The organism is Paenirhizobium cremeum, from assembly GCF_022884085.1.
Classification (GTDB): Bacteria; Pseudomonadota; Alphaproteobacteria; order Rhizobiales; family Rhizobiaceae; genus Allorhizobium; species Allorhizobium cremeum.
On the sequence record NZ_JAGGCS010000006.1, the window covers coordinates 38118 to 52242 of the forward strand.

General features: G+C 62.0%; 14 protein-coding genes. 2 read left to right on the forward strand and 12 right to left on the reverse strand.

Annotated elements, in window-relative coordinates:
• Positions 1-95: 95 nt before the first annotated feature.
• On the forward strand, positions 96-1091 hold the full coding sequence (locus J5N58_RS12395) for an aldo/keto reductase (RefSeq protein WP_244710999.1): 996 nt from the start codon (positions 96-98) through the stop codon (positions 1089-1091).
• A gap of 403 nt (positions 1092-1494) precedes the next feature.
• Here J5N58_RS12395 and J5N58_RS12400 read toward each other — a convergent pair whose 3' ends face one another.
• The 6 genes from J5N58_RS12400 to J5N58_RS12425 all read right to left on the reverse strand — a co-directional run bounded on the left by J5N58_RS12400 (position 1495) and on the right by J5N58_RS12425 (position 7454).
• Positions 1495-2361, reverse strand: a complete 867-nt coding sequence (locus J5N58_RS12400; protein WP_113467092.1) for a GNAT family N-acetyltransferase — start codon at positions 2359-2361, stop codon at positions 1495-1497.
• Entirely contained in the window at positions 2358-3104 is a 747-nt protein-coding gene (locus tag J5N58_RS12405; RefSeq protein ID WP_244711001.1) for an aspartate/glutamate racemase family protein, read from the reverse strand. Before J5N58_RS12405 ends, J5N58_RS12400 begins: the two co-directional genes overlap by 4 nt.
• Positions 3104-3922: an ABC transporter permease gene (locus J5N58_RS12410; RefSeq protein WP_112827566.1), complete on the reverse strand. Its 819-nt coding sequence runs from the start codon at positions 3920-3922 to the stop codon at positions 3104-3106. Before J5N58_RS12410 ends, J5N58_RS12405 begins: the two co-directional genes overlap by 1 nt.
• Before the next feature lies 1 nt (position 3923).
• Complete coding sequence (locus J5N58_RS12415) at positions 3924-4829, reverse strand: ABC transporter permease (protein WP_244711003.1); 906 nt, start codon at positions 4827-4829, stop codon at positions 3924-3926.
• A gap of 194 nt (positions 4830-5023) precedes the next feature.
• A complete protein-coding gene (locus J5N58_RS12420; RefSeq protein ID WP_244711005.1) occupies positions 5024-6316 on the reverse strand; it encodes an ABC transporter substrate-binding protein in 1293 nt (430 codons plus the stop codon).
• A gap of 49 nt (positions 6317-6365) precedes the next feature.
• A complete protein-coding gene (locus J5N58_RS12425) occupies positions 6366-7454 on the reverse strand; it encodes an ABC transporter ATP-binding protein (protein ID WP_113338479.1) in 1089 nt (362 codons plus the stop codon).
• Positions 7455-7713: 259 nt separating this feature from the next.
• Between J5N58_RS12425 and J5N58_RS12430 the strand changes: the two genes are divergently transcribed.
• Positions 7714-8427, forward strand: coding sequence for a GntR family transcriptional regulator (locus tag J5N58_RS12430; RefSeq protein WP_112827824.1), 714 nt, complete (start codon positions 7714-7716; stop codon positions 8425-8427).
• Here the strand turns inward: J5N58_RS12430 and J5N58_RS12435 are convergent.
• The 6 genes from J5N58_RS12435 to rpmI all read right to left on the reverse strand — a co-directional run bounded on the left by J5N58_RS12435 (position 8417) and on the right by rpmI (position 14079).
• Positions 8417-9064, reverse strand: coding sequence for a hypothetical protein (locus tag J5N58_RS12435; protein WP_112827570.1), 648 nt, complete (start codon positions 9062-9064; stop codon positions 8417-8419). The genes J5N58_RS12430 and J5N58_RS12435 overlap by 11 nt on opposite strands.
• A gap of 67 nt (positions 9065-9131) precedes the next feature.
• Entirely contained in the window at positions 9132-11555 is a 2424-nt protein-coding gene (pheT, locus tag J5N58_RS12440) for a phenylalanine--tRNA ligase subunit beta (RefSeq protein WP_112827571.1), read from the reverse strand.
• Entirely contained in the window at positions 11552-12181 is a 630-nt protein-coding gene (locus tag J5N58_RS12445) for a 3'-5' exoribonuclease domain-containing protein (protein WP_113338477.1), read from the reverse strand. Before J5N58_RS12445 ends, pheT begins: the two co-directional genes overlap by 4 nt.
• 30 nt (positions 12182-12211) lie before the next feature.
• Positions 12212-13297 carry a phenylalanine--tRNA ligase subunit alpha gene (gene pheS, locus J5N58_RS12450; protein WP_112827575.1) on the reverse strand — a complete coding sequence of 362 codons (1086 nt, stop codon included), beginning with the start codon at positions 13295-13297 and terminating at the stop codon, positions 12212-12214.
• Positions 13298-13429: 132 nt separating this feature from the next.
• Positions 13430-13834 (reverse strand): 50S ribosomal protein L20, encoded by a 405-nt coding sequence (rplT, locus tag J5N58_RS12455; RefSeq protein WP_112827576.1) that lies wholly within the window; start codon positions 13832-13834, stop codon positions 13430-13432.
• Between the two features lie 41 nt (positions 13835-13875).
• Positions 13876-14079, reverse strand: coding sequence for a 50S ribosomal protein L35 (gene rpmI, locus J5N58_RS12460; RefSeq protein ID WP_099056273.1), 204 nt, complete (start codon positions 14077-14079; stop codon positions 13876-13878).
• Positions 14080-14125: the final 46 nt, after the last annotated feature.

The window sequence follows — 14125 nt, forward strand, 5'->3', positions numbered from 1 at the left end:
ATCAGGGCTTACCTTGCCTTTGTCCGCTTGAGGCCGCCTCCCGGCCGTAATTTACGGATATCAAGATAAACAAAGCTCGATCAAAGGAGCCTTTCATGGAAACCCGCAAGCTCGGTAGTCTTTCCGTTTCCGCCATCGGCCTCGGCTGCATGGGCATGAGCTACGCTTATGGCGCGACCGACGAGAAACAGGCCGTCGCCACTTTGCATCGCGCCGTCGAACTCGGCGTTACCTTGTTCGATACCGCCGAGATGTACGGCCCCTATGTCAACGAAATCCTCGTGGGCCGGGAACTCAAGGCTGTGCGCGGCAAGGTGGTGATCGCCACCAAATTCGGCTTCAAGATCGACGACAGCAAGCCGCATGGACAGAACATCGTCGGCGTCGACAGCCGCCCCGAACATGTGAAGGCCGTGGCCGAGGCTTCGCTGAGGCGGCTCGGCACCGATGTCATCGATCTCTATTACCAGCACCGCGTCGACCCCTCCGTGCCGATCGAGGACACCGTAGGCGCAATGGCCGAACTGGTGACGGAGGGCAAGGTCCGGGCGCTCGGGCTTTCCGAAGCGAGTGCCGCCACCATCCGCCGCGCCCATGCCGTTCATCCGATCGCCGCCGTGCAGAGCGAATACTCGCTGTTCAGCCGCGATCCGGAGGAGAACGGCGTGCTTGCCACCTGCCGCGAACTCGGCATCGGCTTCGTGCCCTACAGCCCGCTCGGACGCGGCATGCTGACGGGAGCGATCCGCAAGCCGGAGGACATCGGAGCCGATGATTTCCGCTCGCAGCTCCCCCGGTTCCAAGCGGAAAACCTTGCCGCCAACGAGGCGCTGATCGATCTCCTGACCGCGATGGCGGCGGAAAAGGGTGTGACCGCCGCGCAGCTTGCGCTCGCCTGGGTGCTGCATCAGGGCAAGGACATCGTGCCGATCCCCGGTGCGCGCAAGATCCCGCATCTGGAACAGAACGCGGCGGCTGCCGACATCGCGCTTTCGGCCAAGGAGCTTACCCGCCTGTCATCGGCGCTCTCGCCCGACAAGGTGGCCGGCAAGCGCTATAGCGACGCCTCGCTGGCGATGACGAACCTCTGAGAGCCGAAGCGGCGACGTTCTTGGGTTACACCCCTCTGCCCTGCCGGGCATCTCCCCCTCAACGGGGGAGATCGGCAGAACGGCTGACCTTTCTACCTCCCCAATTTTCTCCCCCACATGTCGAAAGTGTTTTCGCTAGAGAGGGAGCGAGAGACGGCGACTATCCGATCTCCCCCCTTGAGGGGGAGATGCCCGGCAGGGCAGAGGGAGGTGAACCACAAGCTAATAGCTTCGGAATCCAAGACAGCTCGCGTCCTTGCCGGGATTGCTCCCTGAAGTTGGGGTGGCTCTAGCCAAGTTCCAGCGTCGTGATGCCGTAGANAGGTGAACCACAAGCTAATAGCTTCGGAATCCAAGACAGCTCGCGTCCTTGCCGGGATTGCTCCCTGAAGTTGGGGTGGCTCTAGCCAAGTTCCAGCGTCGTGATGCCGTAGACGCCGGACTGGTCCACTGTCGGCGCCGGCCCGCGATACATGCGTCGCGTGGCAAAGCCGCGAGTAAAACCGAGCCGGACGAGCCGGTTGGAAAACGCCTCCTGCGCCTCCGGCACATCGATCTGCAGCTCTTCGCCGCCGATGCATTGCAGGCACGCATCGAACAAGGCGTTGGCCGCATCGTCGTCGACGGCGAAGAGCGGGCCGAGCTTGTAGCCGACAAGGCAGCGCCGCAAAACCGCATAGCCGGCTATGCCGGCGGCGGTGGTTGCAACCAAGGTTTGGCGTGGGGCGGAAAGCCACTCAGTGAGGAAGCTGCCGCGCTCGGCCGGAAAGAACCGGCTGTCGAAGGCTCCGATGGCCGGCAGCAGATCGGGCGTTGCTGTCCGAACCTTGATGGTTGATGCGGAAGGTGCCGTTGGAGATGGCGATGGCGTTGTGACGCGGCCGCTCCAGCGGAAGGTCTGGTAGATCGGCATAAAGCCCATGCTGGCATAATTGGCCTGTTGCTCGGGAACGCCGTCGAGACCGATGGTCCGCCCGTCGAGATGGGCCATTCCGGCATCCCAGACCTGCCGGCCATAGCCCTTGCCGCGATAATTCGGATGGCAGATGTAGAGGCCGATGAAACCGAAATCCGTGCCGTAGGCGACCGCCGAAATGCCCGCGGCAAGCACGCCATCCACGAAGCAGCCCAGGAAGCCCTGCGGATCGGCGGCATGGAAGGCGTTCGCATCGGCAAGTCCGGGGTTCCAGCCTTCGTCCCCGGCCCAGCCGACCAGCGTTTCGACATCTGCCGGCGAAAGAGGCCGGATCTCCGTTCCCGGCGCGCTCATATCCTGGCCATGGCCGTCGGGGCGAAGGCTTCGAGGGCACCGGTATAGGTTTTATGGATCGGTGAGGCATAGGCGCCGCGCTTGGCTGTCGAAAGTCCGAGCGCCACCAGCGCTTCGGCCTGCTTCACGGCGGCGGCAACGCCGTCGATCACCGGAACGCCGAATTCGCGCCTGAGTTCGGCTGTGAGATCCGCCATGCCGGCGCAGCCCAGCACGATCGCCTCCGCTTTGTCCTCGCGCAGCGCGACCGCGATCTCGTTGCGCAGCCGATCGCGCGCATTCGATTGGGGGTCTTCGAGCGACAACACAGGGATATCGGCGGCCCGCACCTTGGCGCGGCCGCTCATGCCATAGCGATGGATCAGATGTTCGAGCGGCAGGCGCGAACGCTCCATGGTGGTGACGATGGAGAAGCGCTGGGCGATGAAGGAGGTGGCGGCAAGGGCTGCCTCGCAGATGCCGATGACGGGCATATGGGCAAGCGCCCGGGCGGCGTCGAGGCCGGTATCGTCGAAGCAGGCGATGATCGCAGCCGATGCCCCGGCCTTTTCCGCTCGGGCGATCTCGACCAGCAGGCCGGGAACGGCGAAGGCCTCGTCATAATAGCCTTCGATGGAAACCGGTCCCATGGAGGAGGTGACCGCGACGATCTCCGTGCCGGGATTGGCCACGCGGTGGGCGGCGTCGGCAATCGTCGCCGTCATGCTGCGGGTGGTATTGGGATTGATGACCAGGATGCGCATCAGCCGCGTGCCCTTCTGCGGTTCATGGCGACGATCAGGCCGAGCGTGCCGGCAATCACCAGGAAGGAGAAGACGGTGGTGACTGTGCCGAGCGCGTAGAGCACCGGCGTCGTGACGTTGGTGGTCATGCCGTAGATCTCGAGCGGCAGGGTATTGTAGGTGCCTGATGTCATCAGCGTGCGGGCGAACTCGTCATAGGAAAGCGTGAAGCCGAACAGGCCAACGCCGATCAGGCTCGGCGCGATCATCGGCAGGACCACATGGCGGAAGGTCTGCCATGCGGTGGCGCCGAGGTCGCGGGCGGCCTCCTCATAGGACGGCGAGAAGCGGTTGAAGATGGCGAACATGATTAGCACGCCGAAGGGTAGTGTCCAGGTGAGGTGCGCGCCAAATGCCGACGAATACCATGCGGGCTGAAGCCCCGCCTGGCTGAAGACGACGCCGATGCCGAGGGAGATGATGATGGACGGTACGACGAGGCTTGCGACCGAGAGATAGAACAGGGCGGTGGCGCCGATGAACTTGCGGCGGAAGGCGAGCCCCGCCAGCAGCGAGACGACGACGGTAACGACCATCACCATGAGGCCGAGCGCCAGCGAGCGGCGGAAGGAGCCGCCGAAATCGCCGACCGCCTGCTGTTCGAAGAGGTTGCCGAACCAGTGCACCGAGATCCCGTTCAGCGGAAAGGTGAGGCCGCCATTCTCACCCTGGAAGGACAGGATCAGGATCGCCGAGAGAGGACCGTAGAGGAACAGCACGAAAAGCGCAAAGAAAGCGGCGAGGATATAGAATTCGCGGGAGCGTTTTTCGGAATTCATCTCAGAGCTCCTTGCGGATATCGACGACGCGCAGGATGGCGGCGACCATCAGGAGAACCAGAACCAGCAGGATCACCGCATTGGCGGCGGCTGCCGGATATTGCAGCAGCGACATCTGGTTCTTCATCATCAGCGCAACGGAAGCGCTCTGGCCGCCCGACATCACCTGAACGGTGGAGAAATCGGCCATGACCAGCGTCACCACGAAGATCGTGCCGATCGCCATGCCGGGCTTGGACAGGGGAATAATGACATTGGTGAGGATCTGCCGACCGGAAGCACCGGCGTCGCGCGCGGCTTCCACCAGCGCGCGGTCGATGCGCATCATGGTGTTGAAGATCGGCGTCACCATGAACAACGTATAGAGATGAACCATGGCGAGCACCACCGCGAAATCGGAATAGAGCAGCCACTCGACGGGCTCGGAGACGATGCCGGTGCCCAGGAGGGCGCTGTTGACAAGCCCGTTGCGGCCGAGCACCGGGATCCAGGAGATCATGCGGATGATGTTGGACGTCAGGAACGGCACGGTGCAAACGAGGAACAGCACCATCTGCATGGTGGTGGTGCGGATGTGGAACGCGAGGAAATAGGCGACCCAGAAGCCGATGAAGACGGTGATCGCCCAGACGATGAGGGCGAATTTCAGCGTGTTGAGATAGGTCTTCCATGTCACCCACGAGCCGAGCGTTTCGGTATAGTTGAAGGTGACGAAATCGGGATACATCTGGGCGAAGTCGTAATCCCAGAAACTGACGATGCCGATCATCAGGATCGGCAGGAGCAGGAAACAGCCGAGGATCAGCGCCAGGGGTGCTGCCTGCAGATAGGCGGGGAGCCAGGCAGGCAGGCGGATCTCGCGTTTCGGCTCCTCCTCGCCGACGCCGATAAAGCGCACTGTGTTCATCGTCTGTCTCTCCGTGTTGGCTCGATTGTCTGCATGCCCCAACGAAGGTTCCGCTTTGGACCCTCCTCTGGCCTGCCGGCCATCTCCCCCAACAAGGGGGGAGACACCGTTTTGTGACCTTGCATCCGCCACTCCAGGTGACGGGATGCACCGGAAACCCCTCCCCCTGTTGGGGGGTGGGGAGGGATTACCCCTTACGCTGCGATGAACTCGTTCCAGCGGCGGACCATGTAGCGGTCTTCGTCCATGACCGAGTTCCAGCAGGCGACCTTGCCCATGCGTTCCTCGAAGGAGCCGCCGTCGCGGATGGCGCCGGCCTTTTCCATGACCTTGCCTTCCGGCGAGAGGATATCGCCCTGGGCGGCCTTGCCCTCGATCCAGTAGCCCCATTCGTCGGCGGTCATGAAATTCTTGGCCGTTTCCATGCAGGCCGAGTAGTAGCCTTGACGGTTGAGGTAGCCGCCGACCCAGCCGGAGGTGTACCAGTTGATGTATTCATAGGCGGCGTCGAGTTGTGCGCCCTTGAGGTGCGAGGCAAGGCCCAGACCGCCGCCCCACGAACGGTAGCCTTCCTTGAGTGGCTGGTACTTGCAGGCGATGCCCTTGGAGCGGACGGCGGCAACGGCCGGCGACCACATGGACTGGATCACGACTTCGCCCGAGGCCATCAGGTTGACCGATTCGTCGAAGGACTTCCAGAAGGCGCGGAACTGGCCGTCCTGCTTCGCCTTGATGAGGAAGTCGATCGTCTTGTCGATCTCTTCCTTGGTCATGTTGCCCTTGTCGGCATACTTGATGTTGCCCATGGCTTCCATAATCATGGCGGCGTCCATGATGCCGATGGAGGGGATGTTGAGGATCGAGGTCTTGCCCTTGAAGGCCGGGTCCATGATGTCGGCCCAGGTGGTGATCTCGCGGCCGACGAGATCCGGGCGGATGCCCAGCGTGTCGGCGTTATAGATCGTCGGCATCATGGTGAAGTATTCGGTTTCGGACTTGGCGAAGGTCTTGTCGCCGGGCTTTTCGACATAGCCGACCGTATGCGGCGCCGTACCCTGGGCGATCACGCTGTCAGGCAGCAGCTTGCCGTTCTTGAACAGCGGAACAACCTTGTCATAGTACTTGAGCTTCTTGGTTTCCATCGGCTGGATCACGCCGGTCGGATAGACCTTCTTGAGAATCCAGTATTCGATGTCCGCGATGTCGTAGGAATTCGGCTGGGTGACGGCGCGCTGGGCAGCGGCGTCCGAATCCGTTGCCGTCATTTCGAGCGTGATGCCGAGGTCCTTCTTGCACTGCTCGGCGATGGCGTTGATGTTCGAAACGCCGGTGCCGAACTGGCGTAGCGTGATGTTCGACTGCGCCCAGATGGTTGGGAAGCCGGTTATGGCGCCGGAGCCGGCGGCAAGACCGGCGGCAGCCGCGCCGGTCTTCAGGAGATTGCGGCGGGTCATTCCGCCGGTTTCGGTCTTGGTCTTCTCAGTCATGGCCCAGTTCTCCTCTGAGGTTTTGGTTGGTTGTGTTTGGCTTATCCGGTCAGTGCTGCAGACGGCCGAGCACGATGGCGTCTTCCGCCGGCCAGGAAAGCGGCACCGCATCGCCGACCTTGACGGGGCTGGCGAAGAAATCCGCATCGCTGACGATGGCCGTGAAGTCTTCGATCCCGGCGCCGGAAAGCGAAAGCTTCACGGACGAGCCGCGATATTCGATATTCGAGACGATCCCGGTGAAGCCGAGGCCTTCTGCAAACTCCCGGCCGATGCGCACCCGGTCCGTGCGCACGGCGATGTCGGCGGGTGCGCCGGTTTCCTGCGCAGGACCCTGGGCGACAAAGCGCCCGCCGCCGATGACCTCGATCACCGGGCCATCTTCGCCAGATGCGGCAATCTTGCCCGAAATGACGTTGTGATCGCCCATGAAACGGGCAACGAAGGCCGTGGCCGGGCGCTCGAAGACAGTGCGCGGATGGGCGGCCTGTTCAATGCGGCCCTCGTTCATCACCACGATCAGGTCGGCAAGCGCCATGGCTTCCTCCTGGCTGTGAGTGACGTGGATGAAGCTGATGCCGAGTGTCGTCTGCAGCTTTTTCAGTTCCGCGCGCATGCGGATCTTGAGAAAAGGGTCGAGCGCCGAAAGCGGTTCATCGAGAAGCAGCGCCTCCGGCTTGGTAATAAGCGCGCGGGCAAGCGCCACGCGCTGCTGCTGGCCGCCTGAAAGCTGCGCCGGCCGGCGGTTGGCGTAGGGTTCGAGCTGCATCAGCTTCAGCATTTCCAGCGCCTCGCGCCGGCGGGCTTCCTTCTCCACACCTTTCATCTTCAGGCTGAAGGCGACGTTGTCGACGAGGTCGAGATGCGGGAACAGCGCATAGGACTGGAACATCATCGCCGTGCCGCGCTTTGCCGGCGGCAAGTCGGTGACATTGTTATTGCCGAGCAGGATATCGCCGCTCGAAACGCTTTCATGCCCGGCGATCATCCTAAGCGTCGACGTTTTGCCGCAGCCCGAGGGACCGAGCAGGCAGCAATAGGTGCCCGCCGGTATCTTCAGGCTGATCGCATGCACTGCGGTGGTCGTTCCGTATACCTTGGAGACGGCGGCAATATCGATCTCTGCGGCTCTCGTCATGATTTACCCCTCTGCATGGGAAATCCAGATGCATGAGCCGTGCCAGTTCGCGTTTTGCCACTCCTCCGCCCTGATTCTCAGGTGTGTCGCGCAACTATGCCGGAACCTTGAGCGCATTCCGTTGCTGTATGCATAAAAAAGATGCGATTGCGTTCGATCATTATGCTATATTGTCGACAATCATTTTGCAGATCAGATGCAGCTTTCTGTTCCCATTGCATCGCATTGACGCTAAAAAGGCAGGATGCGCAAAGAAGACATGTCGCCCGCCCCGGGAACCCAGAGCCTGATCGATCCCAACCAGGAGGATCGCGCACGCGCCATCCGCGATCAGTTGCGTGACGCCATCGTCGACCGGCGTCTGGCGCCCGGCACCAAGCTTTCAGAAGCAGAAGTCGGCACGCTGTTCGATGTCAGCCGCACCGTGGTGCGTTATGCGCTGCAGATGCTGGCTTTCGAGGGGCTGGTGCGCACCGAACGCAATCGCGGCGCCTTCGTTTCCAATCCTTCCCCGGAAGAGGCCATGCAGGTCTTCGCCTCGCGCCGGCTGATCGAGCCCGGTATCGTCGCGGCCGCCGCCGAGCGGATCACCGTGGCCGATATCGCCGCCTTTCGCGAACAGTTGAAGGAAGAAGAACGCTTCCGCAGCGAGCGTGGGGCGAGCGCCCGGCGCGCCGAGATCAAGGCGTCGGGTGATTTTCATCTGATGCTGGCCAGGGTTGCCGGCAATGCCATTCTCGAAAAGTTCATGGACGAACTCGTCGCCCGCTCCTCGCTGGTAATCGCGCTTTATGGCCGCACCGGCGTTTCGAGCTGCGGCCACGACGAGCATGGCGAGATCCTCGACGCTCTGGAGAAGAAGGACGTCGCCCGCGCCACCGAATGCATGCTCCACCACATCGCCCATATCGAGGCCGACCTCGACCTCCGCGTCGGCGAGGCGCTGACGCTGAAGGACGCGCTCAATTTGTGAGTTGAGCGACTCCACGCTGAGGAGAGGCGAGTGTGGGGAAGCCGGCATATAGCGGGCTATGATCGCCGTCGAAATTGCTTTTTCCGGGGCGGGTCAGAATACCTCGCGGGTCGGCAAAGCTGCTTATCACCCTGCTTGGATTCTCGTGCCACTGGATATTGAAGGCCCAGAGCTTCGGGAAGAATTCCAGCGAGCCATAGGGAAGGTGGTCTCGGATCCACCAAGCCAGCTTCTGCCAGTCGCCTTCCTGCTTGTGATGATCCCAGATCCATGGAATGGCTATGCAGGCGGTGGCGCCGCAGAAGCCGTTTCTGTCCCGCAGGTCCCAGATATGCGATGCGGCGTTTGCTTCATTGGATCCGCAGTTAAGCTTGTTTTTGTTGCCGTATTCATTGACCGTGGGGGAGCGATAGGCCGATCGGACATGAATACGGCCGAATGTCGCTTGAAGTGGTTCAAGCAGTTCTTCGCAAAGCCTGCTGCCGGTTTCGATGGCAAGCTTGGCATCTACCGGAACGTTTGGAATGCCGTAGAAATTGGAGATTTCCGAATAGAGGAAATCACGAAAGAAGAAATTCGCTGAGAGACGGATCCGCCCAAGCTCTTCCAGAGCCTTCATCGAACCGATCTTTGCCATTTGACTTCCTAGAGAAACGGAGCGTGGAGAAATAATCTCCACGCTCCGTTTGAACGTCAACGAGAAATTACGCCCGAAGGCTGCCGCCGGTGGTCTTTTCGACGTTGCCGACAATCTTCTTCGTCAGGGCTTCGAAATCATCGTCGGTAAGCGTCTTGTCGACCGGCTGGATCAGAACCTCGATGGCGACCGACTTCCTGCCCTCGCCGACGGAAGCGCCCTCGAACACGTCGAAGACGTTGACGGCGGTAATCAGCTTGCGGTCGGCACTGCCGGCGGCCTTGATGATCGCGCCGGCCTCGACGGTCTTGTCGACCACGAAGGCGAAGTCGCGCTTGACCATCTGGAAGGGCGAGAGATCGAGCGCCGGCTTGGTGCGGGTCGCCTTCTTCTTCGGTTCCGGGAGGGCGTCGACGAAGACTTCGAAGCCGCAGAGAGCGCCGGAGACATCGAGTGCCTCAAGCGTCTTCGGGTGGAACTCACCGAAATAGCCGAGGATCACCTTCGGGCCGGCCTTGATCGTGCCCGAACGGCCCGGATGGTACCATGCCGGAGCGCCGGCCTCGATCTGCACATTGCCCATCGGCAGGCCGCAGGCCTCCAGCACGGCGAGCGCATCGGCCTTGGCGTCGAAGACGTCGACCGGCTTGCCGCCGCCCTTGGAGGCGTTCGACCACATGCGGCCGGCGCCGGTAAGCGAGGCCGTGCCGCGACGGATGCCGCCGGCGACGCGGCGCTGGCCTTCCGGCGTATCGCTCTCATAGGTGCCGGACACCTCGAAGATCGCCACATCGCCGAAGCCGCGGTCGGCATTACGCTGGGCGGCGACAAGCAGGCCGGGCAGCAGCGAAGGCCGCATGTCCGACATGTCGGCGGCGATCGGGTTGGCGAGCTTGAGCGCGGCGCTGCCGCCGCCGAAGAGCTTTGCCTGTTCCTCGGAGATGAAGGACCATGTGACGGCTTCCAGCATGCCGCGTGCGGCAAGCGTGCGCTTGGCGGTGCGGGTGCGGATCTGCAGCGTCGTCAGGATGCGGCCATTGACGGAGCCGGTCGGTGCCAGCGGCTCGGGCTTGATGTTGTCGACACCATGTACGCGCATGACTTCTTCCACCAGATCGGCCTTGCCATCGACATCCGGACGCCAGGACGGCACCGAAACCTTGACCTGCTCGCCTTCGCCGATGACCTCGAAGCCGAGACCGGTCAGAATCTTGCGGGCTTCCTGGTTGGATACGGTGAGGCCGGTGAGGCGCTTCACCTCCGAGAACGGGAAGTCGACGATCTTGCGGACATGGCCCTTGTAACCGGTGACCTTGGAGGCCGCCGCGGTACCGCCGCACATCGACAGCACCAGTTCGGTGGTGCGTTCGAGGCCGGGCACCATGTATTCCGGATCGACGCCGCGCTCGAAGCGGTAGCGCGCATCGGTGATGATGCCCTGCGAGCGGCCGGTCTTGGCGATGTTGATCGGGTCCCAGAGCGCCGACTCGATCAGCACGTTGACGGTGTTCTCATCGCAGCCGGAATGTTCGCCGCCCATGATGCCGCCGATCGATTCCGGACCGTTGTCGTCGGAGATGATGACGTTCGAAGGATTGAGCTTGTAGGTGCGGGTGTCGAGAGCGAGGATTTCCTCGCCCTCCTGCGCGCGGCGCACGACGAGTGTGCCCTTGACCTTGTCGGCGTCGAAGACGTGCATAGGACGGCCCTGGTCGAAGGTCATATAGTTGGTGACGTCGACCAGCGCGGAGATCGGGCGCAGGCCGATGGCAAGCAGCCGCTGCTGCATCCACTTCGGGCTCGGGCCGTTCTTCACGCCGCGCACGAGGCGATAGGCAAAGCCGGGGCAGAGGCGCTCGTCGTCCAGCACGATCTTCACCTCATGCGGCGTCTCGCCCTCGACCTTGAAGTCGGGCACCTTCGGCTGCTTCAGCGTGCCGAGGCCGGAAGCGGCGAGGTCGCGGGCAATACCGAAGACAGAGGTGCAGTCCGGGCGGTTCGGCGTCAGGTTGATCTCGATGACCGGATCGTCAAGGCCGGCGTAAGACGCGAACGAGGTGCCGACCGGGGCATCCTCGGGCAGGTCGATGATGCCGTCATGATTGTCGGAAATGTTGAGCTCCTTTTCGGAGCACATCATGCCATGGCTTTCGACGCCGCGGATCTTGCCGACTGAAAGCGTAACGTCGATGCCGGGAACATAGGTTCCGGGACGCGCCAAAGCACCGACGAGACCGGCGCGGGCATTCGGCGCGCCGCAGACGATCTGCACCGGCTTGCCGTCCCCGGCATCGACCGACAGAACCTTCAGCCGGTCTGCTTCCGGATGCTTCTCGGCGGAGAGAACCTTGGCGATGACGAAGGGCTTGTAGGCCGCCTTGTCATCGACATCCTCGACTTCGAGGCCGATTGCAGTCAGGCGCTCGCAGATCTCGTCGAGCGTGGCGTCGGTTTCCAGATGATCCTTGAGCCAGGAGAGTGTGAATTTCATTTTTGCACCCTTGTAAAATCGAGCGGGTTTGCCGGCAGCTCCCGAGCCACCTCGAATAGTTTTGAAAGAAGCGACGCGTATCCGCGCGCATCGTCGATAGCCCGGTGAGTGTGCGGATGATGTCCGAGCCACTCGGCAGGGAATTCAGTTGGGCCTGCCGACGGTTCCGTCTTGCCGAAGACGCCGAGCAGGTAGGTGCCGATGTCGAGCGGCGCGCGATTGAAGACGCAATGGCCCCAGATCGCGGCATCCAGCAGGAAGCGATCGGCGAATGTTTTCAGGTAGTGGTCGATCCACAAGCCGTCGAACATCACCGGTCTTGCCGCAAAGGCCCGCTGTCCGCCGAAGTTTTCGATCCAGTCGACGAAACGCTTCATGACGATTGCCGGGTCTTCCGGATCGGTCGTCGCTGCCATCCATGCCTCCGGCTGCGTCTTCCACCAGCCCATGGTCCGATCATCCGTCTGACGATCGGAACGAGGCTGGAGCACGGCTTCGAACTCGCCGCACAGCGCGCCATCGGAACGCAGGACGACGGTGGCAAAGCTCAGCATCGAATGGTGCAGGGGATCCGGCCCATTCGTCTCGATGTCGGTCACGAAATAGTATGTCGGTGTCTGGCTCATCGCAGAAGACTTCCGCAGGACTATCGGTAATTACGCGCTCAATCCGCCGAAAAGCGTCGGCACGTCGAGCGGGCGGAAGCCGTAATGGCTCATCCAGCGCACGTCGGCGTTGAAGAAGTCGCGCAGGTCCGGCATGCCGTATTTCAGCATGGCGATGCGGTCGAGGCCCATGCCCCAGGCAAAGCCCTGGTATTCGTCCGGATCGAGACCGCCGGCGCGCAGCACGTTCGGATGAACCATGCCGCAGCCGAGGATTTCCATCCAGTCGGTGCCCTCGCCGAACTTGACGATCGGGCCGGAGGAACGGTCGCATTGGATGTCGACCTCGAAGCTCGGCTCCGTGAAGGGGAAGAAGGACGGGCGGAAGCGCATCACCACCTTGTCGACCTCGAAGAAGGCCTTGCAGAATTCCTCGAGCACCCAGCGCAGGTGGCCGACATTGGCGGTCTTGTCGATGACGAGGCCTTCGACCTGATGGAACATCGGCGAATGGGTGGCGTCACTGTCCTGACGATAGGTCTTGCCGGGAATGACGATGCGGATCGGCGGCTTCTGCGCTTCCATGGTGCGCACCTGCACCGGCGAGGTATGGGTGCGCAGAACCTTGCGCTCGCCGTTCTCGTCGGGCGACAGGAAGAAGGTGTCGTGCATCTCGCGGGCGGGATGGCCTTCCGGGAAGTTGAGTGCCGTGAAATTGTAGTAGTCGGTCTCGATATCCGGGCCTTCGGCGATGGAGAAGCCCATGTCGGCGAAGATGGCGGTGATCTCGTCGACGATCTGGCTGATCGGATGGATGCGGCCGCGCTCAGCGGGCGAGGAGCGCACCGGCAGGCTGACATCGACGGTCTCTGCCTTCAGGCGGGCGTTGATCGCCGCGTCGCGCAGCTCGCTCTTGCGGGCGGTGATCTTTTCGGTCAACTCGTTCTTCAGCGCGTTGATCGCCGCACCCCGCGTCTGGCGTTCTTCCGGCGTCATGCTGCCCAGCGTCTTCAGGAGTTCGGACACCGAACCCTTCTTGCCGAGCGCGGCGACGCGCACCGCCTCGATCGCGGCCTCGTCTTCGGCTGCAGTAACATCCGAAAGAAGCGCTATTTTCAGACTGTCGAGATCGGACATCTTGTCTTTCCTGCCCTGGTTCCTCTGCCGAGCCTGACGTCCCGGCGTGACGATGATATGAAAAAACCCGCGCCAGCCCTGCCAGCGCGGGTTTCCCAATCGGATTGTGCAATGAGCTTGGGAAGCGCTGGCTTACTTGACCGCGCTTTCAAACTCGTTGGCCGTGCCGTTTTCCTTGAGGTAGGCAAGTGCCTTCTTGGAAGCTTCGACGAGGGCGCCGAAAGCTGCCGGCTCATGGATGGCCATGTCGGACAGAACCTTGCGGTCGACTTCGATGCCGGCCTTGTTGAGGCCGTCGATAAAGCGGCCATAGGTCAGGCCGAATTCGCGGACGGCAGCGTTGATACGCTGGATCCACAGGGCGCGGAAGTTGCGCTTGTTGACCTTGCGGTCGCGGTAGGCGAACTGCTTGGAACGATCGACGGCAGCCTTTGCTGCGCGGATCGTGTTCTTGCGGCGGCCGTAGAAGCCCTTGGCTGCCTTCAATACCTTCTTGTGCTTGGCGTGGGCGGTAACGCCGCGTTTTACGCGTGCCATGTCATGATCTCCTTAAACTTGGTCCAGTTGGGCGGAAGGTCTCAGAGACCGTTCGGCAGGTAGTTCTTGATAACCTTCTTGCCGTCAGCTTCGGCGAGGATCATCGTACCGCGAGCATCGCGGATGAACTTGTTGGACCGCTTGATCATGCCGTGGCGCTTGCCGGCAGCCGCAGCGACAACCTTGCCAGTGGCGGTGATCTTGAACCGCTTCTTGGCCGAGGACTTCGTCTTCATCTTGGGCATTTTGCTACTCCATTGTTTTTGTGAGAAACCAGCCGACGAAAGCCGG